Below are 25,197 nucleotides of genomic sequence, written 5' to 3' on the forward strand. Positions count from 1 at the left end.
TCAGACGAAGAAGTTCCACTCTGTCTGATCGAGCGCCATGCCCTTGCCTTCTGCCGTGGCCAGGAAGGCGCCGGCCATGTCGGCCACGCTGCCGCCGTCGGCAAGCTCCTTCACCCAGTACGCCTTGCCGAGGGCATCCGACGCGCGGCCGAGCAGACCTTCGTAGAAAGCTTCCACGGTGATGCCACGGGCATCGGCCGTGTCGGTATCGAGCACCAGGTCGGCTTCGGCCGAGTACAGGAACTGCAGCGCGATCTCACCGGCGGACATGCCGTCGGCGTGCTGGTGCGCCCAGTACTGGATGCCATCGACTTCGGCCTGGCGGCTGAGCACCTGGTCGTACAGGCCCGCGATCCAGCCGAGGCTCGTGTCGGCTTCGATCTGCACCGTCTTGTCCGAGAACGCGATGCTTTCCACATTGATGAGCACGTGGACAGCCTGCGGGTCGCTCAGCGCGCGCACCGTCGTGATCGCGAAGTCGCGCGTGATGACGACCTCGTCGCTGGCGAGGTCGTAACGCACCACGTCCTCGTCAGCGCCGCCGTGGAACAGGCTCGCGGCTGCCGTCGTGTCTGCGATGCTGGCCACGCGGGCGGAGGCGCTGTCTGCCGCACCGCTGCCGAAGCTGGCGACAATGGTGTCGTTGCCGCCGCCGGTCATCACGGTGGCCTGGCCCGTGCCCAGACGCACCGTCTGCTCGCCGCTGTCGCCCCACACGCTTTGCGTGTCGGCGCCGGCCAGCAGATCGATGTGGCCGATCAGGGCAAAGAATTCGACACCATTGCCTTCGAACTTCAGCGGGGCTGACAGGCCGGTCGCATCGACCACCAGGGCGGTGAGCACGCCGCCGCCGGTCGTGGCCGTGCTGTTGATCACCAGGCGCTCGTTGCCACTCGTCGGCGCCGTCGTCGGTGCGATCGTTTGTACCAGCAAAGGCGAGGACGCATCCAGCCCGGAGACGAATGACGTGCCGCCGCCCATCAGGGCATTCTGGTCGCCCGAGCCCGCGTCGGTATGCGCTTTGATTTCGCGAATGAGCTCCGCGAGCGACTGCGCGCCCGAGGTGGTACCCGACGGGCCGGAGACCGTGAGGCCGAAGCCCGCTGGCACCTGCGCCTGCAGCAGCGCAGTGCCGCCGTCGCTCACCAGCGAGACCTTCGCCGGCTCTGCACCGGGGCGGCCTGGCTGCACGACCGGAATCGCAATGGTGTGCGTGGGCGTGCCGTCCGGCGAGGTGCCGGGCGTGATTACGGGCGTGACCACACCGGGCCCCACCGGCGGCGTGGTGGCCGTCGAGGCGGTGTAGCTCACCGTGACGGGTTCGATCTCCACGCCGTCCGACACCGTGATCTGCACCGACGCGGTGCCCGCGGCCGACGCCTTGAACACGCCCGTTGCCAGCCAGGCATTCACAGCCTGGGCCGTCCCTTGGTAGGTGAAGACGCCAGTCTCGGATGCGACGCCGTCCAGGCCACTCAGCACGCCGTTGACGGCGGTAACCGTCACCGTGAGGAGCACATTGTCGCCATCGGCATCCGAGACGGTGAGCGCGGGCAGTTTCACCGTGGCACCCACGGTCACGGCAACGGCGGCCGACGGCACGCCACTCACCACTGGCGCATGGGCCTGCGGCCTCACCTCATCGGTCACCTCGGAACGCGCGATCTCGAGCACCCCGCTCAGATCCCGGTAGCGCACCTCCACGAGCACCATCTGCCCCAGGAAATCCTCGTTCACCAGCAGCGTGCTGCTCGTCGCGCCGTCGACGGGAAAGCCGTTGGCCCACCACAGGTACGTGATCGTGTCGACATCGATGCCGTCCGCATCGGCCAGGCCGGAAATGTCAGCCGTCAAGGTCTGGCCTAACAAGGGCGCACCCGTGATCACCACGTGGCCGGTGCCGTTGGGAATGTCGTATGCCGGCCTCACAGCGTAGGCGAGCGCGCCGGTATCGGCGCTCTCCACGAGCACCGTGGCCTGGTTCATCGCGTCCACCGAAAACTGATAAGCCGGGGCGCTGACGCCCGCTGGCAGCGTGAACGAGTTGCCCGTCTTCCACGCGTCGTCAGCCCCGACGTACATCACGGTGAGCTTGATCGGTACGCCGACGGCTAAGCTATCGACAGCTATCAGGTAATACGTGGTCTCGAGCTCCGGCTGATAGTAGGCAGCGACAATCGACCGGACTGCATAATCTTGAGGCACGGCGATGGTCGCCACATCGAGAGTGCCAGACGACAGGTCGTAGGTCGCGCTGAACAGGGTATCGAAAACGTCATCCTGAGGAACGGCAGTTCCGGACGCGACCAGCACGCCGTTCTGGGCGACGACGACGTCCTCGACGTGATACGTAGCGCCCTGATGCTGCTGGGGCAGCACCATGGTCACCGGATGCGATTCATTGAAGTGGCCTTGCGAATCCGGCACCAGCGCGACCAGCCCGGTGTGCGCCGGCGAGTACGATCCCTGGTGGAACGTGACGATCGGCGAGCCGGCGGCATCGTGCAGGACATTCGGATCGCGTATCGACAGACCCGTTCCACTCACCGCCCACTTCGAGTTCCACTCGACGTTGGTGGGATACTCGACGATCTGCATCCGGGCGACATGCGCGTACGCATAGCCCGCTGCGGTCCAGTCCAGGACAGTGGCCAGCGTCAAGCCACCATCCGGCCCATACGCCAAGACCATCTCCACGGTCCTGTCGGTCACGGGAAGACCGGACACTACCGTGAAATGCTCGTACACCCACGTGTCGTCTACGAGTCGAGCTACACCAACGGACTCGACCCCGTTGAGAAGCACGCTCAGCGCGGCGACGGCGATTTCCCCCGAACCACTCACGGCAATGTCCACATCGCGAAGTGACACCCAAGGGAGATCCTCGGGATCCCCGAGATCGCTCAAGTTCAATTGAGCCCGGGGTTGCCATGCGGCTTCCTCCCAACGCTCAATGAGGACGTGTTGTTCATCGGAACTGATGTGACTCCGATACAGGCTGCCGTCGCCGCCCACCACGACCTCGACGTCGAAGCCCCCATCCTGCGGTCCCGGCATTACCACCATGTCCAACGTACGCATTTGCTGCCTCCTGAGCGAGCCTGGCGTGCCCTGTGCCGCCCCTGGCTCCGATCCTGGTCGACTCACGCGGTTGGCACGACGGCAGCAACGCATGAGAGCCCGCACTGCGCCGGCACAGGAGGCATGCGCGACGCGCGAATGCCCGTGTCCGGCGGTGCAGGCGTTGAGGTCGCCATGCTACGAATCGGGGGCTTTTCGCAATATCCCTGAAACCAGGTATTTCTGTATGAATCAGCAAATTTCTGACTATCATGACTAGGTTTCCTTGGCGCGCCGGCCTACCATGACGCGCCCGCTGCGCCCGGTCACACGGCCGCCTGCACGCGGCGAGAGACACGCCACGAGATCCCGATGACCGCGCCCTTGCTCCCAGCCCTCGACATGCCCCTGCCAGCGCCGGCACTGATCATCGAGGACGAGCCACTGTTGCAGCAGCGGCTCAGCCGGATCCTGATCGGTCTGGGCTATGACGCCGCGTCCGTGATCGCGGCCGGCGCGCTTGGCGAGGCACGCGCCCGCTTGGCAATGCAGTCGATGGGCCTGGCGCTGGTCGATCTGATGCTGCCCGACGGCAGCGGTTTGACCCTGATCGAGGAGATGCGTGCGGCGAATCCGGGCTTGGGCATCCTGGTGATCTCGGCCTGGAGCACAGAAGCCGTCATTCTCAGCGCCTTGCGCGCAGGCGCCACGGGCTACGTGCTGAAGGAGCGCGACGACATCGAAGTGAGCATGTCGATCCGCAGCGTGCTGCGCGGCGGCGCGCCGATCGACCCGTTCATCGCGCGGCGCATCCTCGAACTGTTACCCGCCGGCGCACAGCCGCCGGCGCTACCGCAGGCCGCGGCGTTGAGCGAACGCGAAGCGCAGATCCTGCAACTCGTCGCCGTCGGACTCACCAATCGCGAGATCGCCGAACAGCTCTTCCTGTCGCGCTACACCGTGGAAAGCCACATCAAGCACATCTATCGCAAGCTGGCGGTGTCCACCCGTACCATGGCTGTCAACACCGCGCGCAGACACGGGGTCATCGAGTGAGGCAGCCTGTGACCTGGCGTTGGGCGGCCAGGGTTGCCCCGCCTCGGGTCGTGGCATGTGGCGCTCTATGGGTGGCCCTGCTGTGGACATGGCTGCTGGCCGCACCGGCAGGCGCCACGGCCCTGCCCGAGACGCCCGCCTGCGCCCCGCGTATCCTGAAGGCTCAGGCGGCGCCAGAGCTCGCCGCTGACGCGGCGCGGCCTGCCGAGGGCTGGGTGACGGTGCGCCTGCCAGATCACTGGGCGCATCGCTGGCCCGATCACCAAGGCGCGGTTTGGTACCGCATCGACTGGACACGCGACTGCGACGGCTTCATCGGGCCGCCGGCGCATGTCGGCCTCAGCATTGCCGGCATCAGCATGGCGGGCGAGGTCTACAGCAATGACGAGGTGCTCTGGCGCGACGTGTCGCTGGCCGAGCCCTTGTCCATGAGCTGGAACATGCCGCGGTGGTGGTTGCTGCCCGAGAGCACGCTTCGCGAGGGGGTGAACACGATATGGGTGCGCTCGATTGGCTCCGTCGACCTCATGCCGGGGCTGGGCAACCTGCACTTGGGCCCCGTGGCTCAGGTTGAGGCGATACATGCCGAGCATGTATGGCGTCAGAGGACGGTCTACTACATCTCCCTGGGGCTGTCCGGCGCGCTCGGCGGGGTCTTCCTGGTGGTGTGGTGTCTGCGACGGCGCGAAACGGCATTCGGCTGGTATGCCGCCACCTCGCTGTGCTGGGTCGTGTATGTGCTCACCATGCTCGCCACCACCCCCTGGCCCATGGCCGACACAGTGTCGTTCTCGCGGCTGAACAACGTCGCCTTCGTGCTCTATGTGGTGAGCTTTTGCCGCTTCACCTGGGGGTTTGGCGCACAGCGCCTGCCGCGCGCGCAGCGTCTGCTGTGGCTCGCAGCTGCCACGGGCGTGATGATCTCCCTCTTTGCGCCGCGCTGGGCGGTGGCCGCGGTGTGGATCGTGTTTTCCCTGACTTTCCTGGTCAATTGTGCGCAATTCCCCTTTCACGCCTGGCGCACCCGCCATCCGCAGCACGCCCTGCTCGCCGCCTGCTGCCTGACCTTCTGTCTTGTGGGCGCCCACGACATGCTCATGCTGCTGGACGGCTGGCGCGCACACGACATGTGGGGCGCCGTGACGAGCCTCGTGACGGCCATCGTCATGGCGTTCCTGCTGGGTGGGCGCTTGGTCGTCTATATGCAGCGCGTCGAGGGCTTCAACCGGGAACTGGAGCATCGGGTGAATCTGGCCCGGGCCGAGCTGGCCACGGTGCTCGAGCGCGAACACCGGCAGGCGCTCACGCATGCCACGCTACAGCAGCGCCTGCAGATCGTGCATGACCTGCACGATGGCCTGGGCGGCAGCCTCGTGCGCGGCATGGCCTTGATGGAGCAGACCGCCGTGCCGGTGTCTCACGATCGCATGCTCTCGCTGCTGAAAGTGCTGCGGGACGACTTGCGTCAGGTGATCGACCAGGGATCGAGCGCAGGAGCCACCGTGCCGGCCACCCCAGCGCAATGGGCCGCGCCGTTGCGACATCGCTTCACGCGGCTCTTCGATGAGCTGGACATCCGCATTTCCTGGGTGATCGCACCCGCTTGGCGCGCGGTGCCCACGGCGCTGCTGTGCTTGGGCATGACGCGCCTGGTGGAAGAAGCGTTGTCGAACGTCATCAAGCACAGCCGCGCGCGGAACGTCGCCGTGACTCTCACGCAGGCAGCAGACGGCGCGCTGGAGCTCGTGATCGAGGACGACGGCGCGGGGTTCGACGTGCAAGCCGTGCGTAGCGCGGGCTTGAGCGTGGGCATGCGCAGCATGACGGCCCGCGCCGAGCGGATGAATGGCACGTTACAGGTGGATTCCGGGCCGGGCGGCACGCGCGTGCGCGTGGTGGTGCCGATGGTCGCGTTGGCCACCGGGACTGCGATGGCTCAGACGCGCGAGATCACGCCGGTGGGCTGAGCGACAGGAGCCGACCTGACATCGGCCCCTGTCGTCTTGGGCATCAGACGAAGAAATTCCACTCCGTCTGATCGAGCGCGGTGCCCTGCCCTTCGGCCGTCGCCAGGAAGGCCCCGGCCACGTCCGCGAGGCTGGCGCCTTTGGCAAGTTCATTCGCCCAGTACGCCTTGCCCGCTGCATCCGATGCACGACCGAGCAGGCCTTCGTAGAAGGCTTCCACGGTGATGCCGCGGGCTGTGGCGGTATCGGTGTTGAGCACCCGGTCGGCTTCGGCCGAACGCAGGAACTGCAGCGCGATCTCGCCCGCGGACATGCCGTCGGCGTGCTGGTGCGCCCAGTACTGAATTCCGTCGACCTCGGCCTGGCGGCCCAGGACTTGGTCGTAGAGACCGGCGATCCAGCCGAGGCTCACGTCGTTTTCGACTTTGACCGTCTTGTCCGAGAACGCGATGCTTTCTACGTTGATGAGCACATGAACGGCATCGGGATCGCTCAGCGCGCGCACGGTGGTAATGGCGAAGTCGCGCGTGATGACGACCTGGCCACTGGCGAGATCGTAACGCACCACGTCCTCGTCAGCGCCGCCGTGGAACAGGCTCGCGGCTGCCGTCGTGTCTGCGATGCTGGCCACGCGGGCGGAGGCGCTGTCTGCCGCACCGCTGCCGAAGCTGGCGACAATGGTGTCGTTGCCGCCGCCGGTCATCACGGTGGCCTGGCCCGTGCCCAGACGCACCGTCTGCTCGCCGCTGTCGCCCCACACGCTTTGCGTGTCGGCGCCGGCCAGCAGATCGATGTGGCCGATCAGGGCGAAGAATTCGACCCCATTGCCTTCGAGGTTCAGCGGCGCCGGCAGGCTGCTCGCATCGATCACCAGCGCGGTCGGCACGCCGCCGTCGGTCGTGGCCGTGCTGTTGATCACCAGACGCTCGTTGCCACTCGTGGGCACCGCCGTCGGCACGATCGTCTGCACCAGCAAGGGCGAAGACGCATCCAGCCCGGACAGGAAGGACGTGCCGCCGCCCGTCAGGGCATTCTGGTCGCCCGAGCCGGCCTCGGTATGCGCCTTGATCTCGCGAATGAGTTCCGCGAGCGACTGCGCACCGGAGGTGACGCCCGAAGGGCCCGACACCGTGAGCCCGAAGCCGGCCGGCACCTGCGCCTCCAGCATCGTCTTGCCACCCGTGGTCACCAGCGGAATGTCCGCCAACGGGCTGTTGCCGTTCGAATCCGGCCGTCCTGGTTGCACCACCGGGATCGTGACCGTGTGCGTGGGCGTGCCGTCCGGCGAGGTGCCGGGGGCGACGACGACGGGCACGCCGTCAACGAGCGGCGGCGTGCCGGGCGGAGTCTCGGGATCGGTTCCAGGTTGAGGATCGGGATCAGGACCCGGTTCCAGATCAGGCAAGCCGGCCACGGGGGCTGTGGTCAGCCCGTCGACACGCTCAAGCGTGCCGCGCGAGTCGGTAAACGTCACCACCACGCTGATGACCTGCCCGACCTCGGCAGCCGTCAGCGTAAAGCTGCTCGACGTGGCCCCCCCGATGTCGGTATCCCCCGCCCGCCACTGGTATTGAAAGTCGCCCAGACCATCCTCGTCCGCCACCGCAGAGACATCCGCTGTGAGCGTCTCACCCACTTGCAGGACACCATCGATCACCACGTTGCCCGTGGCGTTGGGTGCGAAGTACGCCAGACCGGTGAAGTAATGCAGTTCACCTTCGCGCCCGTTGTGGGACACGATGAAAGCGTCGTTGTTATCGTCCACGCTGAACGAGAAGCCGCTCGGCTCGAATCCGAAGGGCAGGGAAAAGCTATTGCCCGCTCGGAACTCGCCTGACGCCTGGGTATAGACCACGGTCACCGTCGCGAACGGACCCGGCCCCTCATTCATGAGCAGCAGATACGTCGTCTCGCGCTCGGGATGGTAGTAGACACCGACCACGGCGGAAGCGCCTGGCTCGCTGAACGGCAGGCTACCGCCCGCGGATTGCGCGGTGGCGAGGACGTAGCTCGCCGTCACCGGCGTGGCGCCTACTGCCTCGTCCCAGACGCTGCCCACGGCCAGGATCACGCCATCGCCCCCCCACGTCACCATCGGGAAGTGTTGCGCGCCCAGCTCGCCTTGGGCGGGTGCCATCACGAGCGGCGACGAGAGATCGGTCAGGCGGCCCTGCGTTGACATCGCCAGCAGCAGGCCCGTGCCCTCCTGCTCGACAGCCAGGACGGGAGCACCCTGCTTATCCAGCAACAATTGCACATTGCGCAGCTCGGCCGTACCGGGGCCGATCGGCGTGGCCTCAAACACATCTCCATGGCCGGTGAACTGGTAGTACTTGGCGTCGAACATGCCTTCGGACGCCCGTGCAGCGACGACGTGGACCGTGCCGTCCGCAGCGACCGCCAGCGTCACGTCCTCGATGCGCTCCCCCTGCGTGGGATCGATGGTATCGATCACGCGGTACTGCCATCCCGCACTCCCGTGCGTGGCCACAGCGACCTGCTGCGCTCCGCCAACCACGTTCGACACCATGACGATCGCGAGCCCACCGTCCGCGGTGACCGCCATCTCGATCTGCTGGATGTCCACCAGATTAGGTGACAGCTGGTAGTTCTCGACGTTGAACGGGCCGCCCCAGTAGGGCCCGCCTGCCCACTGATAGACGTCCAAGCCACCCGTCAGCATGTTTCGATAGGCCACGTAGAAGTTGCCGTCGGCGCCCAGCACCACGTCGGCATCCTGATACGTGTTACCCGTGACCCCAGGCACAACGCCAGTGTCGAATTCGCTCATGTCACTGTCTCCGCCAAGTCTGGACGACCCTATGCCGCCCCTCGCGACCCGGCTCGTGGGCTTGCCCACGACTCCGAGACATTACAGAACATGTGGACACATTTAACAACGTCAGCTCTCATGGCCTCACATAAAAACAACGATATGTTACAGATACGGTAATGGAGGAGTTTTCAGCGTCGTCGCGGGCAGCCTTCTGCATGGCATATCCTCTGCATGGCATATCCTTTGCATGGCGCCAGCCACGTCGAGCTTGGGCGCGACCCGGAGCGCCCATGTCAGCCGTGAACACCTGGATCACCGAATACGGATACGCCGCCGTTATGGGCGGGACGGTCCTGGAAGGCGAAAGCGTGGCCATTGTGGCGGGCATTGCGGCGCGGCACGGCCTCATGAATGGGGTCCTGGTGATCCTGCTCGCCGCGCTGGGCGGGATGATCGGCGACCTCATCATGTTCTCGATCGGGCGCCGATATGGCGATGCGGCGCTGAATCGATTCGGCGCGAAGCGGCGCGCGGCCCTGGCACGGGCGCAGGCGCTGGTGGCGCGACACCCGGCCAAGGCCGTCGTGGGCGTGCGCTTCGCGTATGGATTACGGCTGGTGGGCCCCGTGGTGATCGGCGCGAGCGGCGTGCCCTGGTCACGCTTCCTGGTCTTCAATGCAATCGGCGCGCTCGTGTGGGCGACGATCATGGTGGGGATCGGCTACGGCGCGGGCGAGATCCTGCATCGGTTCGTCGCCCACCATCATCACCATCTGGGCGTCTGGCTGGCGATCGGCGTGACGGGCGCCGTGATTGCCTTCATCGCCAGCCACCGCTGGCTGCGGCACGCGCGCAGCGGCGAGGCCTGAGCGGCTGCCGCTGCCCCCCCCCTTAGATCATCACGTACCCACCCGACGCACCCACTGTCTGGCCCGTGATGAAGAGTGCACGGTCCGACGCCAGGAAGGCGACGATGCCGGCCACGTCCTCCGGGCGAGACAGCCGCCCTGCCCCCTTGGATACGGGATACAGGCTCAGCATCTTGCCCAGGAGCTCGTTGTTCTGCGGCGTGGCATCCACGTGCAGCGGGCCGTCCTTGATCCCTTCGTGCGAGACGGCACCGAGCGCCACGGCGTTCACCGTGATGGCGTGGCGACCATGCTCGCGAGCGAGCGCCTTGCCAAAGCCTGCGATGGCGGCTTTCGCACCGGAATAGACGGCGAAGTTGGCTTCGCCGATGCGGCCGGCTTCCGAGATGATGTTGACGATGCGCCCGTGCTTGCGCTCGACCATGCCCGGCAGCACGGCCTGGCAGCAATACATCGTGCCGTACAGATTGAGGTTGATCACCTTGGTCCAGTCTTCCACCGGCATGTCGAGAAAGGACGGCGTGCGCCCGCCCTTCTCGCGGCGCTCCGGCAGGATCCCGGCGTTGTTCACAAGGATCTGCACGGGCGCGCCGAAGTGGCTCGCGGCGCGCTCGACCATGGCCTTGACCGCCTCGATTTTGGTGATGTCTGCCGGTGCGGCCAGCGCCGAGCCCCCGGCGGCCTCGATCTCGCGCGCGACGGCCTCGGCGCGCTCGGCAAAGAGATCGTTCACGACGACGCGCGCGCCCTCTTGCGCGAGCTCCAGGCAGATGCGGCGTCCGACGCCCTGGCCGCCGCCGGTGACGAGCGCGACTTGTTGGTCCAATCCGAGTTTCATGTCTGTCTCCTGGTTTGCAATGCGATGTGTGCCCGGCGCGCGCGTCAGCGGCCCACGAACACGGGTTTGCGTTTCTCGACGAAGGCACGCATGCCTTCCTTGCGGTCTTCGCTGTCGATGAGCATGGCGGCGGCGTAGCGCTCGTACTCCAGGCCGCTGTCCAGATCCGTCTGCATGCCGCGATTGACGGCGCGCTTGGCAAAGCGCACCGCGAGCGGCGGCATCTCGGCGATCTGGTCAGCCAGCGCGAGCACGGTCGTCAACAGTTCGCCCCCGGGCACCACCTGGGTGACGAGACCATGGCTGAGCGCCTGCGCCGCGTTGATCTTGGCTGCCGTGAACATCAGGGCCTTGGCGCGGGCTTCGCCGATGAGACGCGGCAGCCGCTGCGTGCCGCCCGCGGCCGGGATCACGCCCAGACGCAACTCGGGCAGGCCGAACTCGGCATGCTCGGCGGCCACGCGCAGGTCGCAGCACATGGCGAGCTCGAGGCCCCCACCCAACGCAACGCCATTGATCGCGGCAAGGGTGGGCTTCTCGAACTCCTCGATGTTGCGAAAGAGATCATGCGTGGCCTTTTGCGCCACGAAGAACGCGGCCCCGGCGATCCGATCACCCAGGCCGAATCGGCCGCCACGCGCAGAGCCGTGACGTGCCCGAGGACGGCCGCGCATCTCACTGACGGAACCGCGCTCACGTTGCGCTGTCGCATCCGGATCGTCTCTCATCTGCCATCATGGTCCTGCTTCTCAGCTTCGTCCTGCTCTCGCTCGTCGTGTCGTTCCTGTGTTCGATACTCGAGGCTGCCCTGCTGTCGCTCACCCCCAGCTTCATCGCCCAGCAACGTGAAACCCGGCCAAGACTGCACGATGCGCTTGCGCGGTTGAAGGCCAACCCTGATCGTCCGCTCGCAGCCATCCTTACCCTGAATACGGTGGCGCATACGGCGGGCGCCACCGGCGTCGGCGCCCAAGTCTCGCTGCTCTATGGCGAGACCTACATTGGCGTAGCCTCCGCGGTGATGACCCTCCTCATCCTTGTCCTCTCGGAGATCATCCCCAAGACCATTGGCGCCAAATACTGGCGCGGTCTGGCCCCGTGGCTCGCGCCGCTGCTGGGCGGCATGATCTTCCTGCTGCGCCCCTTCGTCTGGCTGTCAGAGCAGATCACCTCGCGATTCGCGGTGAGCGGCCACCTGGTGGACCTGCGCACCGAGATCATCGCCTCGCTCGGCTGGGGGTACAGGAAAAAGCCCTCGATGCGGATGAGTCCCGCGTCATCTCCAGCATCCTGAGCCTGCACCAGATCCCGGTACACACTGTGATGACACCGCGTCCCGTCTGCATGACGGTCACACCGGACACCACCGTGGATGACTTCGAAAGAGAGTTTGCTCAGACCTCCTTCACGCGCTTTCCGGTGATCGACGAGGACGAGAACCCCGTCGGCTACGTGCATCGGGGCGAGATCTTCAGGGCCAAGGGTCACGAGACCATGGGTGCGCTGATGCATCCGCTGCGCGGTGCGCTGGATCGGCATAGTGTGGAGAATGCTTTCCAGGCGATGCTGCGCGAGCGCAGTCACATCAACGCGGTCTACGATGAGCACGGCGGGTGGATGGGCATCATCACGCTCGAAGACGTGATGGAAACCATTCTCGGGCAGGACATCGTCGACGAGACGGACCAAGTCGAGAACATGCGTCGCTTTGCGCGCGAGCGCTGGTTGTCGCGGCTCAAGCGGCGTTAGCCACAGGCGGCAACGCCCGCCCCGCCGCTGCTCGAATTGACCATGAAAAAAGCCCGGCCCCTTTCGAGGCCGGGCTTGTCATGCACCGGGCTGGACGGATCCAGCGTCGATCACATGTGGTCGATCATGACCTGACCGAAGCCCGAGCACGACACCTGGGTCGCGCCTTCGAGCAGGCGGGCGAAGTCGTACGTGACCTTCTTCGACAGGATGGACTTCTCCATGCTGCTGATGATGAGGTCGGCGGCTTCGGTCCAGCCCATGTGGCGCAGCATCATCTCGGCGGAGAGGATTTCCGAACCCGGGTTGACGTAGTCCTTGCCGGCGTACTTCGGTGCCGTGCCGTGCGTGGCTTCGAACATGGCCACGGAATCGGACAGGTTGGCGCCGGGGGCGATGCCGATGCCACCGACCTGAGCGGCCAGCGCGTCGGAGACGTAGTCGCCGTTCAGGTTGAGCGTGGCGATGACGTCGTATTCGGCCGGACGGAGCAGGATCTGCTGCAGGAAGGCGTCAGCGATCGAATCCTTGACGGTGATTTCCTTGCCCGTCTTGGGGTTCTTGAACTTCGCCCACGGGCCGCCGTCGATCAGCTCGGCGCCGAATTCCTTCTGGGCCAGGGCATAGCCCCAATCACGGAAGCCACCTTCGGTGAACTTCATGATGTTGCCCTTGTGCACCAGCGTGACCGACGAACGATCGTTGTCGATGGCGTACTGGATGGCCTTGCGCACCAGGCGCTCGGTGCCTTCGCGCGAGACGGGCTTGACGCCGATGCCCGAGGTGTTCGGGAAGCGGATCTTGTTCACGCCCAGTTCCTTCTGCAGGAACTCGATGAGCTTCTTGGCCTTGTCGCTCTCGGCTTCGAATTCGATACCGGCGTAGATGTCTTCCGAGTTCTCGCGGAAGATGACCATGTTGGTCTTTTCCGGCTCCTTCAGGGGCGAGGGCACGCCCTTGAAGTACTGGATGGGGCGCAGGCAGACGTACAGGTCGAGCTGCTGGCGCAGGGCGACGTTCAGCGAGCGGATGCCGCCACCGACGGGGGTGGTCAGCGGGCCCTTGATCGAGACAACGTAGTCGCGCACGGCTTCGAGCGTTTCTTCGGGCAGCCACACGTCGGGACCATACACCTTGGTCGACTTCTCGCCGGCGTAGACTTCCATCCAGTGGATCTTGCGCTTGCCGCCGTAGGCCTTCTCGACAGCGGCGTCCACCACCTTGAGCATGACCGGCGTGATGTCGGCGCCCGTGCCGTCACCTTCGATGAAGGGGATGACCGGCTGGTCGGGAACGTTCAGCGAAAAATCCGAGTTGACGGTGATTTTCTCGCCAGCGCTCGGTACCTTGATGTGTTGATAACTCATGTGAAACGTCCCTCTCGCTAAAAATCGAACGTGAAAAGTCGTCGTGCCTCGCGCGCGGCACGCGGCGTGCTAGATGTCGCACGGCGTGCTGCACGATGCCTGACTCGCAGGCGCAGGGATGAAGGCATGGCAGACAGCCCGCGCGCAGCCAGATGGCGCGCCGCAGGCCACGCCAAGGCCAATCCCGGGCGGCAAACAGCCGATTATCCCGCATTCCGGGGGCTGTTGTCATGTCGGTGCCCGCCGGTCGCGCCCGGCGCATCCGGCTGCCAGCGCAGCTGCAGCCCTCCCGGCACCTGGGGGATGCGCGCATCCAGCCCCAACGCGGCGGCATACACCAGCGTCGCCCCCCGCCAGACGAGCGGCAGGCGCGGGCGCTCCCAGGCGGGATCCCGCCTCCTGATACAGATTCTTCAAGCTGCGGCTGGGCCGATCGCCCCCCTGACGCAAGCGCTCGCGCCCCCGGCGCAGACCGATGCGCAACGGTGCGCCGGCGAGCCACGCCGGATCGACGCCGACGGGAGCCGACTCGAAGCACAGCACACCGCCCAGGCCCGGCACCGGCAGACGCCGCTCACCGCCCCAGGACAACTCGATGTCGGGTACGAGCCCCGTCGCCACCGACACCGTGGGCAAGCCTGACGCCGCGGCAGCCGAGACCGGATCGGCACCGCGCGCACCCCGCGCGGCGGGGCTGGCCTCCAGCAGGATGCGCCCGCGGTACACCCGAAGACGGTGCTCACCATGCTGCAGCAGCACTTGGCGATCCACCGCAGCGGTGTCCAGCTGGTGGCAGATCTGATCCAGGCGGGCCTCGGACGGCATCGGGGCGCCGGCCTCGGCCAGCCAATGCCGCAGGACGAGCGCCCGACGCGCCGACGACAAGGTGCGCCAGCCAGCCAGCGACAGCGTCGTCCCATAGCGCGGGTGACTGTCGCGCAGCAATGCCATGTCAGCGATGGCGACTTCATCCAGCACGGCCGCGGTCTCGGCGCAGACGCGGGCGAGGCGAGCAAGGGTCTGGCGATAGCCAGGCCAGTGCGCCGCCACCGCCGGCAGCACGGCGGTGCGCAACGCGCCCCGTGCGTGGCGGCGATCCTGGTTGCTGGGGTCCTCGACGAGCGGGATGGCCAGATGGTGGGCGAGCCGCGCGGCCACCGGCAGCACGGTGGCGCGCTCCACGCCCAGCCAGGGCCGGTGATAGCGTACACCGCCCTGCTCGCGGCGCTTGCGCATCGCCCCGAGACCCGTCGGCCCGGCGCCACGCAGGAGCCGGATCATCACGGTCTCGGCTTGGTCATCCAATGATGGGCCAATAGGAGATCGGCGAGACCCGCCTCACGCGCCATGTCTGCGAGCGCGGCATATCGGGCTTCGCGCGCCGCGGCTTCCAGACCGTCGCCACCATCGCGCGCGACCTGCACGCGGCGCACGGCCACCTCGGTGCCGAGCGCCGCCGCGAGCTGCATGACGCCCTCGGCCCAGGCATCGGCCTGCGCGATCAATCCATGGTGGACATGCAGGAGTGTGAGCGCACGCGACTGGCGCCGCGCGACGGTGGCCGCCACGGCCGCCAATGCCAGGGAATCCGGCCCGCCGCTCACGGCCACGCCCACGCGGGCACCCGCGGGCATCGCGGCGAGGCACGCCGCCACGGGACGCAGGAGAACCTCGGGAAGTGCCGGGATCACCGGCGCGGGAGCCGCTGGCTCGTTCACGCGCCGGTGCCGGGTCAGGCCTTCGGCTTGCCGAAGCGCCCGTAGGACGACACGCGGGCCAGACGGCGTTCGAGCAGCTCGTCGGCCGGCAGATCCTGCACCTGACGCAGGCTGTCGGCGAGCGCCCGGCGCAGCAGGCGCGCCATCACCCGCGGCTCTCGATGCGCGCCGCCCACCGGCTCGTTGACGATGCGGTCGATGAGCTCGAGATTCTTGAGTTGAGGTGCCGTGATGTTCAGCGCCGCCGCGGCTTCCGGGGCCTTTTCGTGCGTGCGCCACAGGATGGAGGCGCAGCCCTCGGGCGAGATCACCGCATAGGTCGAGTACTGGAGCATCAGGACCATGTCGCCGACGGCGATGGCCAGCGCCCCACCCGAGCCGCCCTCGCCGATGATCGTGGTCACGATCGGCACCTTGAGCTGGGCCATCTCGAACAGATTGCGGCCGATGGCCTCGGACTGGCCGCGTGCCTCGGCATCCACGCCCGGGTACGCGCCCGGAGTATCGACGAAGGTGAAGACCGGCAAGTCGAACTTCTCGGCGAGCTTCATGAGACGCAGCGCCTTGCGGTAGCCCTCAGGCTTGGGCATGCCGAAGTTGCGCAGGGCACGCTCCTTGGTGTCCCGGCCCTTCTGATGGCCGATCACCATGCAGGGCATGCCGTTCAGGCGCGCCATGCCGCCCACGATCGCGAGATCGTCCGCGAACATGCGGTCGCCGTGGAGCTCATGGAAATCCGTGAAGATCTCGCGCACGTAATCCAGCGTGTACGGGCGCTGCGGATGCCGCGACACCAACGCCACCTGCCAGGGCGTGAGCTTGGCGTAGATCTCCTTGGCCAGCCCCTGGCTCTTTTGTTGCAGCCGGTTGATCTCTTCCGAGATGTCCAGGGCCGAATCGGCCTGCACGTAGCGAAGCTCTTCGATCTTGGCCTCGAGCTCGGCAAGGGGCTGTTCGAATTCCAGAAAGGCGTTGCGCATCAATACTCCAGGGCGACAGGCGAAGGCCTCGTCACCGATACCAGGGTGCGACGAAAGGCCGCGGCAGCACCACACGCGCGTACCCGAGCCGCGGCGTGCAGCTCGCGCGGCACCGTTCGGGCAGGCGCGCGCGACGTGCCGCGCGGCTTGCGTGATCGTCGCAGATTAAAAAGCAGAATCATCTTGGCTGTCCAGCCACAGCCGGCGGCCAGCGGCAACGCCCGCAGCGATGCGGGTGCATGGCAGGCCGCGGGCAACGCCTCAGCCATCCGCGCGACGCCAGTCCGTGCGGCCGCCCGGACGGTCTTCGAGCACCACGCCAGCGGCAAGGAGCTCTGCCCGGATCGCATCGGCCGCGGCGAAGTCGCGCTGCGCCTTGGCCTCGGCTCGCGCGGCGATACGCTCGGCGATGGCATCGGGCGTGATGGCGCCACGCCCGCGCATGTCCTGCAGGAAATCCGCAGGCGATTGCTGCAGCAGGCCGAGCAGCGCGCCCAATGCCTTCAACTGGCCCGCCGCCCGCGCGCTGCGCTTGCGGTTGGCCTCGTTGGCCAGCTCGAAGAGCTGAGCGACCGCTTCCGGGGTGTTGAAGTCGTCGTTCATGGCGGTGCGAAACGCCACGGCGCGCGGCTCGTTCCAGTCCACGCCCGCGTCATCGGGCTCGACCTGCTGGAGCGCGACGTAGAGGCGAGACAACGCGTTCTCGGCATCCACCAGGTTGTCCGCCGAGAAATTCTGCGCGCTGCGATAGTGATTGCGAACGATGAAGAACCGCACGGCCTCGGGGCGATACCGGGCGCAGGCGTCGCGGATGGTGAAGAAGTTGCCCAGCGACTTCGACATCTTCTCGGCGTCGACCATGAGCGGGCCGCAGTGCATCCACACGTTGGCGAGCGCGCCGCCGAAGGCGCCCTCGCTCTGCGCGATCTCGTTCTCGTGGTGCGGGAACTTCAGATCCGGCCCCCCGCCGTGGATGTCCAGCGGCAGGCCGAGCAGATCCCGGCTCATGGCCGAGCACTCGATATGCCAGCCGGGTCGACCCAGGCCGTATGGCGATTCCCACTTGGACTCGGGCGGCTCCTCGGCCTTGGCGGATTTCCAGAGCACGAAATCCAGCGGATCGCGCTTGGCCTGCGCCACGTCCACGCGTTCGCCGGCACGCAGATCGTCCAGCGACTTGCCCGAGAGCTTGCCGTAGCCGTCGAAGCTGCGCACGGCATAGTTCACGTCGCCATCGGCGGCCTGATAGGCCAGGCCCTTGCCTTCGAGCAGCCCGATGATCTCGAGCATGCCTTTCACGTGATCGGTCGCGCGCGGCTCCGCATCGGGCGGGGCCACGCCGAGCAAGGCTTCGTCCTCGTGCATCGCCTGGATGTAGAAGGACGTCACCTGCGAGAGCGTGCGATCAGATTCCACCGCACGCCGGATGATCTTGTCGTCGATGTCGGTGATGTTGCGCACGTAGGTGACGCGCAGGCCCGATTCGCGCAGCCAGCGCGCCACGACGTCGAAACCCACCAGCATGCGCGCGTGGCCGAGATGGCAGTAGTCGTACACGGTGATGCCACAGACATACATGCGCACATGACCGGGTTCGACGGGCTGCAGCGGCACTTTGCTGCGCGAAAGCGTGTTGTAGACGGAGAGCATCGTTGAGGCCGGGGGCGCGGCGACCGCCACGGAACACGCCCGGCAGCAAGCGCGCTGCCCCAGTTGCGGTACAGCGCGAAAGCCGTACGTCTCTGAAGTGCTGTGCAAGCCGCAGGGCCGTCCACGCGACGCGGGCCGGAAAGTGGTCCGAGCTGGTTTTTAAGCAGCTAAAATGGAATCTTCAAGTATAGCAAGCGGACCTCTGTCGGATGCCTTCCGTGACCTCTCGCCTGTCTCGCGGCGCCTTGCGCGCCGGGCTGGCCGCCACCCTGCTCGCCGTCGGCCCGGCGTTGGCCCAGACGGCTCCCGCCGTGGATCCGGCCGCCCAGGAGCCCTATGGCTGGCCCTGGCTCGTGCGCGCCCTGGACCGCCTCAAGCCCAGCACCGACACCCGCCTGCCGGAGACGTCCAGCGAAGCCGTGGCCCGGCTCGAAGCCATGATTGGCGATGGCCGCGCGGGCGCGGCCGTCACGGAGATCGACAACCGGCTGCGCCAGCGCGAGGCGAGCGGCATCTCGGGCGTGGACGCCCGCCTGCTCTTTCTCAAGGGACGCGCGCTGGCGGCCGGCAACCGCCTGGACGAAGCCGCCGCCGTCTATCAACGCATGACGACGGACTTTCCCGAGCTGCCGGAACCGTGGAACAATCTCGCCGCGATCCATGCCGCACGCGGCCAGCTCGACCGCGCCGCCGAAGCGCTGCGCATGGCCCTCTTGACCAATCCGCGCTATGGGGCGGCACAGGCCAACCTGGCCGATGTCTACCTGATGCTGGCCGAGCGCGCGTACGGCGATGCGGCTCGCCTGGGCGAACCCCAGGCGGCCGGCATGGCCACGCGTACCCGTGAACTCCTCAAAGGTATCTCGCCTTGATCCGACTGCTGCGTCCCCTGCTCGTCACCTCCGCCTGCGCCGCCATGGCGCTGGGCGCTTTTGCCGCGAGCGCGGCCACTCCACAAACCACCTCTTCGGGTAGCACTGCCATGAATCCTCGCGTCAAACTCGTCACGACCCAGGGCGACATCGTCATCGAACTGGATGCCGCCAAGGCGCCCAAGACCACCGAGAACTTTCTCGAGTACGCCCGCAGCGGCTTCTATGACGGCACGGTCTTTCACCGTGTGATCGGCAACTTCATGATCCAGGGCGGCGGCTTCGAGCCCGGCCTGAAGCAGAAGGAAACCCGCGCCCCGATCGACAACGAAGCCGCCAACGGCCTGAAGAACGATCGCTACACGGTGGCGATGGCCCGCACCAACGACCCGCATTCGGCAACGGCCCAGTTCTTCATCAACGTGACGGACAACGACTCCCTGAACTTCACCTCGCCCAACCCGCGCGCTGGGGCTACGCCGTGTTCGGCAAGGTCGTCGAAGGCACGGAAACGGTCGACAAGATCAAGGGCGTGAAGACGGGCAGCCGTGGTTTTCACCAGGACGTCCCGGTCGAGGACGTGGTGATCACCAAGGCGGAAGTGCTGTAACTTGACGGGCCTCACCGACACCCTGCCACGCATCGCCCTGACGGGGACGGTGTGGATCGCCGCCGACATGCACATGTCGCCTGCGGTGGCGGACACCAATGAGGCCTTCGTGGCCTTCCTGGGTGCCGCCGCCGATAGCGCCGACGCGCTCGTGCTGCCTGGCGACATCTTCGATGCCTGGATTGGCGACGACGTGGTCGATGTCGCGCCGCCCTGGCTGGCCGACATCCTGCGCGCACTGGCTGCCACGGCCAAGGCCATCCCCGTCTGGGTTGGCCACGGCAATCGCGACTTCCTGATGGGCGAGCGTCTCGCCGGGCTGCTTGGCGTGAAGCTGCTGCCAGCCCAGGTCATTCTCGTCACCGACGCGGGCGAGCTGCTGCTCAGCCACGGCGACGAACTCTGTACGGACGACGTGCCGTATCAGCAGATGCGGGCCGTGGTGCGCAACCCGGCTTGGCAGGCAGAAATGCTCGCCAAGCCGCTGGCCGAGCGCATGCAGATCGCCGCCAGCCTGCGCGCACAGAGCGAGGCCGGCAAGGCGGGCAAGTCCATGGAGATCATGGACGTCAATGCCGACGCGGTGTGCGCGGCGCTGCGCGCCGCAGGCGTGCGCCGCCTGGTGCACGGTCACACGCATCGCCCGGGCCACCACCGGTTCCTGCTCGATGGGCAGGCCGTGGAGCGCTGGGTGCTGCCGGACTGGGACCTCACTGCCACGCCGCCCCGGGGCGGCTGGCTGGCCATCGATCGCGATGGCCCGGCGATTCACGACATCGAAATCGCCTGATGCCCATCACCGGCGCGGCCAGCGGCCGCGCCGGTCATCGCATTGCCATACGCTTTCCCGCCGAGCCCGCGTCCCGAACGGTCGCGACGCGCTGACGCGCGCCCGCCCCTAGACGTCGCGCGCGCCGTCCTGCTTGCTGCCGCCGGGTGGCTGGCGATAACGCCCTTCGGCCGTGGCGATCATGGCCGTGCAGACCCCTCGCAGCATGTCGACTTCTTCCTGCGACACAGCGATGCGCGAGAAGAGATGTCGCATGCGCGGCATCAGCTTCTTGGGATGCGCGGGATCGAGGAACTTGATCGCGACGAGCGCCTCTTCCCAATGGGCGAGAAAGGCCTGCACCGCCGCGCCCGGTGCCACGTTCGGCCCGGTCAACGGGCGGCCGTTGGGCGACTGCTCGGATTGCCCGGCCAGCAATGCATAGCGCATCTCCCAGGCGACGAGTTGCAAGGCCTGCGAGACGTTGAGCGAGCTGTACGCCGGATTGGCCGGAATGTGACAGATACGGTGGCACAGCGCGATGTGGGCATTGGTGAGCCCCGCGCGCTCGGTGCCCACGACCATCGAGACGCGCGTGCCGTGCGCGTTTTCCACGTGCTCACGCGCAAGCACAGCTGCTTCGCGCACGTCACAGGGCGGCGGGCCGAGGTCACGACCGCGCGCGGTCAGCGCAAACGCGAGCGTCGTGTCGGCCAGCGCATCGTCGAGGGTGGCGCACAGGTGGGCTGCCTCGAGCACGTCGCCCGCGCCGCTGGCAAGCGCGATCGCATCGGGATGCCGGGTCACGTCCGGCACTTGCGGGGCGACGAGCACGAGACGGGAGAATCCCATGGTCTTGAGCGCGCGGGCTGCCGAGCCGACATTGCCGGGGTGGCTGGGCTCGACCATGACGAAGTCGATCTGGGAGAACACGGTGTCCTTGCGGCAGGGGCGCATGATGGCATCCGCACGAGCGAGATTCGCCGTGCCAGACCATGTCGGGCCGCACTAGCCTAAAATAGCGGGGAAATCCACCGAGTTTACCGAGAAAGACCGTTCTCATGCATCCGATGCTCAACACCGCCGTCAAGGCGGCCCGCCGTGCCGGCAACATCATCAACCGCGCCAGCATGGACCTGGACCGTCTGTCCGTGGCCCGCAAGGGGCCGCGCGATTTCGTGACGGATGTCGACACGGCGGCCGAGTCGGCCATCATCGAGATCCTTCAGACGGCCTACCCCGACCACGGGATCCTTGCCGAGGAATCCGGCGAGATCGCCGGTCAGCGCGAGTCGGAATTCCAATGGATCATCGATCCGATCGACGGCACGACCAACTTCGTGCACGGCTTCCCGGACTACGCCGTCTCCATCGCGCTGGCCGAGCGCGGCGTGGTCACCCAGGCCGTGGTCTATGACCCGACCCGCAACGAGCTTTTCACCGCCACGCGCGGCGCGGGCGCCTTCCTGAACGATCGGCGCATCCGCGTGTCGCGCCGCACGCGCATCGAACAAGCCCTCATCGGTGCGAGCTTCCGCTCGGCCGACGATGCCCAGATGGTGCGCTGGTCGCGCATCTTCAGCGAGATGTCGGTGTCGTGCGCGGGCACCCGCCGCATCGGTTCGGCCGTGCTCGACCTGGCCTGGACGGCTGCCGGCCGCCTGGACGGCTGCTACGGCGCGGGCCTGAAGCCCTGGGACATGGCCGCGGGCGGCCTGCTCATCCTGGAAGCCGGCGGTCTCATCGGCGATTTCGCGGGCGAGCAGACCTGGCTCGAGACCGGCAATCTCGTCGCGAGCGCACCGCGCCTCTTTCCGGGCATGCTCTCGCTGCTCGAGCCGATGCAGGTCTCCGTCACCCCGCGCTGATCGGCGCGGCAATGCCGGGCGCGTGTCATCAGGAAAGATACGCGCTTGGCGTTATCATCGGGCTTGCGTAACTCACGGAGCTCCCGATGGAGTGGATTTACGACCCCACCGCGTGGGTCGGACTGGCCACCTTGGTCATTCTCGAGATCGTTCTCGGGATCGATAATCTCATCTTCATCGCCATCCTGGCGGACAAGCTGCCGCCGCGCCTGCGCGACCGTGCGCGCGTCATCGGCCTGTCGCTCGCCCTGGTCATGCGCCTGGGCCTGCTCACGGTCATGTCCTGGCTGGTCACCCTCACCCGACCGCTCTTCTCGCTAGGCCCGCTCACTTTCGCCGGGCGTGATCTCATCCTGCTGGTAGGGGGGCTCTTCCTCCTCTTCAAGGCGACGATGGAGCTGCACGAGCGGCTCGAGGGCAAGACCCATGGCACCGACGGGCCCAAGGCCTACGCCGGGTTCTGGGTCGTGGTGACCCAGATCGTCATTCTCGATGCGGTGTTCTCGCTGGACGCCGTGATCACTGCTGTCGGCATGGTCGAGCACCTGCCGGTGATGATGATCGCCGTCGTGATCGCCATGGGCGTCATGCTCGCGGCCTCCAAGCCCCTCACCCGCTTCGTGAACGCCCACCCCACCGTCGTGGTGCTGTGTCTCGCGTTCCTGCTCATGATCGGCTTCTCGCTGGTCGCCGAAGGCCTGGGCTTCTACGTGCCCAAGGGCTATCTGTACGCGGCCATCGGCTTTTCGATCATGATCGAGGCGTTCAACCAGATTGCGCGGCGCAATTTCCTGAAGGAACAGGGGTCGCGCCCCATGCGCGAGCGCACCGCCGAAGCCATCCTGTCCCTGCTGGGCTCCAAGCGCAAGGACGCCGACGAGCCCGCGCCCGAGCCGGAGGAAGGTACGCGCATGCCCGAGAGGGAAGGATTTGCCGTCCAGGAGCGCAACATGGTGAGCGGCGTGCTCACCCTGGTCGACCGTTCGGTGCGCTCGATCATGACGCCGCGTACCGACGTCTCCTGGATCAACCTCGAGGACGACAAGGACACCATCCTGCGGCTGCTCAAGACGGTGCCGCACAGCTTCTTTCCCGTCTGCCGCGGCACCGTGGATGAAGTGGCCGGCGTGGGCCGCGCGCGTGACCTCCTCGCCGACGTCCTCACCACGGGCGGCATCCGGCGCGAGAGCCTGCGTCAACCGATCATCGTGCACGAATCGATCGGGATCCTGGCGCTCATGGACACGCTGCGCCGCTCGCGCGGCCAGCTCGTGATGGTGACGGACGAGTTCGGCAACATCGAAGGCCTGGTCACGCCGATCGACGTCTTCGAGGCCATCGCCGGAGAGTTCCCCGACGAGGACGAGATGCCCGAGATCATGCCGGACGGTGAACGCCGCTGGCGGGTATCGGGCGCTGCCGACCTGCACCATCTGGAGCAGACGCTGGAGGTCGAGGGACTGGTGGACGAAGCCTACTCCACCCTGGCCGGATACTTGCTGGCGAAGTTCGATCACCTGCCCGATCCGGGCCAGGTGCTGGAAGAACCCGGGATCGGCCTGCGCTTCACCGTGCAGGAGGTAGTTGGTCGCCGGATCGTGTCGGTGCTCGTGGAGCGCCGGCCGACAGCGTTGGATCTGCTGGCCGACGAGACGGAGCCAGCATAGCCGTGACACAACGGGCCGCATTGCCGGCCCGTTCTGTTGGCGGTCGCGTAGACCCGTGATGCGGGTTTTCCCGACGGTGATACAATCTCGTCTCATTTGAGCGGCCACGCGCCCGAATGCAACAGCAAGCCCTGGTCCCAGCCTGCTACCCGATCACCCCTTCGTCGAGAAAGTCATGTCTCATGCGCTTCGCCTCCGCCCCCTCACCGGCGCCGTGCTGCTTACCGTCGCACTCGCAGCCTGCGGTCAGAAGGAGCAGGCCGGAGGGCCGCCGCAGATGCCGCCGGTGACGGTGGGTGTGGTCACGGCCAAGACCGAATCGGTCACCCGCAGCACCGAGCTGCCCGGTCGCCTGGAGGCGACCCGCTCCGCCGAGGTGCGTGCCCGGGTGCCCGGCATCGTCCTCAAGCGCCACTTCCAGCAAGGCAGCGACGTCAAACAGGGCCAGGTGCTCTACGAGATCGATCCGTCCGCGTTGCGAGCTGCCCTGGGCGTGGCACAGGCCAATCTTCAACAGGCCGAAGCCAATGTCTTCCAGGCGCGCCAGCTCGAGCGTCGCTACGCGCCCCTGGTCAAGGCCCGAGCCGTGAGCCAGCAGGAGTACGACCAGGCCGTGGCGCAGCGCCGGCTGGCCGAAGCGCAGGTGGCCCAGATGAAGGCCGCGCTGGACTCGGCCAAGCTGGACCTGGGCTACGCGACGGTGACGGCGCCGATCTCCGGGCGTATCGGTAACGCCCTCGTGACCGAAGGCGCGCTGGTGGGCCAGGGTGAAGTGACGCCGCTCGCCCTCATCCAGCAGCTCGATCCGATCTACGTGAACTTCACGCAGTCCGCGAGCGACGTGCTCGGCCTGCAGAAGGCGATTGCCAGCGGCGAACTGCAGAATGCCCAGGGCGAAACGCCCGTGCACCTGACGCTCAGCAACGGGGAAGACTATGCTCACGAGGGCAAGCTGCTCTCCTCGGGCGTGAGTGTGGATCCGGGCACCGGACAGATCACGCTGCGCGCGGAATTCCCGAACCCTGATCGCCTGCTGCTGCCGGGCATGTACGTGCGCGGCCGGGTGGTGCAAGGGGTGCAGGACAACGCGATCCAGGTGCCGACCCAGTCGGTGCAGCGCAATTCGGACGGCAGCGCCTTCGTCTACATCGTGGACGAAAAGAACCAGGTGCAGCCGCGTCCGGTCACGACGGGCTCCATGCAGGGCGCGACCTGGATCATCGATCGCGGCCTGAATGCCGGCGACCGCGTGGTCGTCGACCGCTTCCAGCAGATCCGGCCGGGCGCCACGGTGAACCCGGTGGCTCCGGGTGCCGCACCCGCCCAGGGCGGTGCGCCCGGTGGTGCAGCACCGGCTGGCGGTGCCGCGGGCCAAGGCGCG

The 25,197-nt window shown here is 66.9% G+C and carries 19 protein-coding genes and 2 pseudogenes; 11 read left to right on the forward strand and 10 right to left on the reverse strand.

Annotated features, from left to right (window positions below):
- Complete coding sequence (locus IMZ29_RS15570; protein ID WP_216185767.1) at nt 1-3,081, reverse strand: DUF4214 domain-containing protein; 3,081 nt, start codon at nt 3,079-3,081, stop codon at nt 1-3.
- A gap of 351 nt (nt 3,082-3,432) precedes the next feature.
- Here IMZ29_RS15570 and IMZ29_RS15575 point away from each other — a divergent pair, with 351 nt between their 5' ends.
- Together IMZ29_RS15575 and IMZ29_RS15580 are read left to right on the forward strand one after the other, a co-directional pair.
- A complete protein-coding gene (locus tag IMZ29_RS15575) occupies nt 3,433-4,116 on the forward strand; it encodes a response regulator transcription factor (RefSeq protein ID WP_216185769.1) in 684 nt (227 codons plus the stop codon).
- A 71-nt stretch (nt 4,117-4,187) separates the two neighbouring features.
- The gene (locus IMZ29_RS15580; RefSeq protein WP_371820302.1) at nt 4,188-6,083 is read left to right on the forward strand and encodes a sensor histidine kinase; all 1,896 of its coding nucleotides are present in this window, start codon (nt 4,188-4,190) and stop codon (nt 6,081-6,083) included.
- A 43-nt stretch (nt 6,084-6,126) separates the two neighbouring features.
- Here IMZ29_RS15580 and IMZ29_RS15585 read toward each other — a convergent pair whose 3' ends face one another.
- Nucleotides 6,127-8,874 (reverse strand): DUF4214 domain-containing protein, encoded by a 2,748-nt coding sequence (locus tag IMZ29_RS15585; protein WP_216185771.1) that lies wholly within the window; start codon nt 8,872-8,874, stop codon nt 6,127-6,129.
- A 284-nt stretch (nt 8,875-9,158) separates the two neighbouring features.
- Here IMZ29_RS15585 and IMZ29_RS15590 point away from each other — a divergent pair, with 284 nt between their 5' ends.
- A complete protein-coding gene (locus IMZ29_RS15590; RefSeq protein ID WP_216185773.1) occupies nt 9,159-9,728 on the forward strand; it encodes a DedA family protein in 570 nt (189 codons plus the stop codon).
- 22 nt (nt 9,729-9,750) lie between these two features.
- Here the strand turns inward: IMZ29_RS15590 and IMZ29_RS15595 are convergent, their stop codons facing one another.
- Entirely contained in the window at nt 9,751-10,566 is an 816-nt protein-coding gene (locus IMZ29_RS15595; RefSeq protein WP_216185774.1) for an SDR family NAD(P)-dependent oxidoreductase, read from the reverse strand.
- A gap of 44 nt (nt 10,567-10,610) precedes the next feature.
- Nucleotides 10,611-11,294, reverse strand: coding sequence for an enoyl-CoA hydratase/isomerase family protein (locus IMZ29_RS15600; protein ID WP_253207168.1), 684 nt, complete (start codon nt 11,292-11,294; stop codon nt 10,611-10,613).
- Nucleotides 11,295-11,302: 8 nt separating this feature from the next.
- Here IMZ29_RS15600 and IMZ29_RS15605 point away from each other — a divergent pair, with 8 nt between their 5' ends.
- Together IMZ29_RS15605 and IMZ29_RS15610 are read left to right on the forward strand one after the other, a co-directional pair.
- Nucleotides 11,303-11,860: a DUF21 domain-containing protein gene (locus tag IMZ29_RS15605; RefSeq protein WP_216185776.1), complete on the forward strand. Its 558-nt coding sequence runs from the start codon at nt 11,303-11,305 to the stop codon at nt 11,858-11,860.
- Nucleotides 11,861-11,871: 11 nt separating this feature from the next.
- Entirely contained in the window at nt 11,872-12,315 is a 444-nt protein-coding gene (locus IMZ29_RS15610) for a CBS domain-containing protein (RefSeq protein ID WP_371820303.1), read from the forward strand.
- 110 nt (nt 12,316-12,425) lie between these two features.
- Here IMZ29_RS15610 and icd read toward each other — a convergent pair whose 3' ends face one another.
- The 5 genes and pseudogenes from icd to cysS form a co-directional block, all read right to left on the reverse strand.
- A complete protein-coding gene (gene icd, locus IMZ29_RS15615; protein WP_216185789.1) occupies nt 12,426-13,682 on the reverse strand; it encodes an NADP-dependent isocitrate dehydrogenase in 1,257 nt (418 codons plus the stop codon).
- A 203-nt stretch (nt 13,683-13,885) separates the two neighbouring features.
- Nucleotides 13,886-14,092: a TilS substrate C-terminal domain-containing protein gene (locus tag IMZ29_RS23350; protein ID WP_371820304.1), complete on the reverse strand. Its 207-nt coding sequence runs from the start codon at nt 14,090-14,092 to the stop codon at nt 13,886-13,888.
- 358 nt (nt 14,093-14,450) lie between these two features.
- Nucleotides 14,451-15,316, reverse strand: a pseudogene (tilS, locus tag IMZ29_RS23355) (tRNA lysidine(34) synthetase TilS); the annotation flags it as partial.
- Nucleotides 15,317-15,414: 98 nt separating this feature from the next.
- Nucleotides 15,415-16,380 (reverse strand): acetyl-CoA carboxylase carboxyltransferase subunit alpha, encoded by a 966-nt coding sequence (locus tag IMZ29_RS15630; RefSeq protein ID WP_216185796.1) that lies wholly within the window; start codon nt 16,378-16,380, stop codon nt 15,415-15,417.
- Between the two features lie 261 nt (nt 16,381-16,641).
- Nucleotides 16,642-18,030 carry a cysteine--tRNA ligase gene (gene cysS / locus IMZ29_RS15635; RefSeq protein ID WP_216185798.1) on the reverse strand — a complete coding sequence of 463 codons (1,389 nt, stop codon included), beginning with the start codon at nt 18,028-18,030 and terminating at the stop codon, nt 16,642-16,644.
- A 218-nt stretch (nt 18,031-18,248) separates the two neighbouring features.
- Here cysS and IMZ29_RS15640 point away from each other — a divergent pair, with 218 nt between their 5' ends.
- The 3 genes and pseudogenes from IMZ29_RS15640 to IMZ29_RS15650 all read left to right on the forward strand — a co-directional run bounded on the left by IMZ29_RS15640 (nt 18,249) and on the right by IMZ29_RS15650 (nt 20,302).
- Nucleotides 18,249-18,902, forward strand: a complete 654-nt coding sequence (locus IMZ29_RS15640) for a tetratricopeptide repeat protein (protein WP_216185799.1) — start codon at nt 18,249-18,251, stop codon at nt 18,900-18,902.
- A gap of 110 nt (nt 18,903-19,012) precedes the next feature.
- A pseudogene (locus IMZ29_RS15645) lies at nt 19,013-19,512 on the forward strand (peptidylprolyl isomerase).
- A gap of 22 nt (nt 19,513-19,534) precedes the next feature.
- A complete protein-coding gene (locus IMZ29_RS15650) occupies nt 19,535-20,302 on the forward strand; it encodes a UDP-2,3-diacylglucosamine diphosphatase (protein ID WP_216185813.1) in 768 nt (255 codons plus the stop codon).
- Nucleotides 20,303-20,410: 108 nt separating this feature from the next.
- Here IMZ29_RS15650 and IMZ29_RS15655 read toward each other — a convergent pair whose 3' ends face one another.
- Nucleotides 20,411-21,238, reverse strand: a complete 828-nt coding sequence (locus tag IMZ29_RS15655; RefSeq protein ID WP_216185801.1) for an RNA methyltransferase — start codon at nt 21,236-21,238, stop codon at nt 20,411-20,413.
- A gap of 104 nt (nt 21,239-21,342) precedes the next feature.
- Between IMZ29_RS15655 and IMZ29_RS15660 the strand changes: the two genes are divergently transcribed.
- From IMZ29_RS15660 to IMZ29_RS15670, 3 genes are all read left to right on the forward strand, one after another.
- Complete coding sequence (locus IMZ29_RS15660; RefSeq protein WP_216185803.1) at nt 21,343-22,149, forward strand: inositol monophosphatase family protein; 807 nt, start codon at nt 21,343-21,345, stop codon at nt 22,147-22,149.
- Between the two features lie 86 nt (nt 22,150-22,235).
- Nucleotides 22,236-23,816 (forward strand): TerC family protein, encoded by a 1,581-nt coding sequence (locus IMZ29_RS15665; protein ID WP_216185805.1) that lies wholly within the window; start codon nt 22,236-22,238, stop codon nt 23,814-23,816.
- Between the two features lie 175 nt (nt 23,817-23,991).
- On the forward strand, nt 23,992-25,197 hold a 1,206-nt coding region (locus IMZ29_RS15670), incomplete at its 3' end, for an efflux RND transporter periplasmic adaptor subunit (RefSeq protein WP_216185807.1).

Source organism: Verticiella alkaliphila, assembly GCF_018904615.1.
GTDB classification, from domain to species: domain Bacteria; phylum Pseudomonadota; class Gammaproteobacteria; order Burkholderiales; family Burkholderiaceae_B; genus Verticiella; species Verticiella alkaliphila.

Bases quoted from the DNA above. Each gene is read 5' to 3' on its own strand.
- IMZ29_RS15575 (WP_216185769.1), top strand. From the start codon at position 3,433: ATGACCGCGCCCTTGCTCCCAGCCCTCGACATGCCCCTGCCAGCGCCG.
- IMZ29_RS15570 (WP_216185767.1), bottom strand. From the start codon at position 3,081: ATGCGTACGTTGGACATGGTGGTAATGCCGGGACCGCAGGATGGGGGC.
- IMZ29_RS15595 (WP_216185774.1), bottom strand. From the start codon at position 10,566: ATGAAACTCGGATTGGACCAACAAGTCGCGCTCGTCACCGGCGGCGGC.
- IMZ29_RS15665 (WP_216185805.1), top strand. From the start codon at position 22,236: ATGGAGTGGATTTACGACCCCACCGCGTGGGTCGGACTGGCCACCTTG.
- cysS (WP_216185798.1), bottom strand. From the start codon at position 18,030: ATGCTCTCCGTCTACAACACGCTTTCGCGCAGCAAAGTGCCGCTGCAG.
- IMZ29_RS15630 (WP_216185796.1), bottom strand. From the start codon at position 16,380: ATGCGCAACGCCTTTCTGGAATTCGAACAGCCCCTTGCCGAGCTCGAG.
- IMZ29_RS15585 (WP_216185771.1), bottom strand. From the start codon at position 8,874: ATGAGCGAATTCGACACTGGCGTTGTGCCTGGGGTCACGGGTAACACG.
- IMZ29_RS15655 (WP_216185801.1), bottom strand. From the start codon at position 21,238: ATGCGCCCCTGCCGCAAGGACACCGTGTTCTCCCAGATCGACTTCGTC.
- icd (WP_216185789.1), bottom strand. From the start codon at position 13,682: ATGAGTTATCAACACATCAAGGTACCGAGCGCTGGCGAGAAAATCACC.
- IMZ29_RS15605 (WP_216185776.1), top strand. From the start codon at position 11,303: ATGGTCCTGCTTCTCAGCTTCGTCCTGCTCTCGCTCGTCGTGTCGTTC.
- IMZ29_RS15660 (WP_216185803.1), top strand. From the start codon at position 21,343: ATGCATCCGATGCTCAACACCGCCGTCAAGGCGGCCCGCCGTGCCGGC.
- IMZ29_RS15600 (WP_253207168.1), bottom strand. From the start codon at position 11,294: ATGAGAGACGATCCGGATGCGACAGCGCAACGTGAGCGCGGTTCCGTC.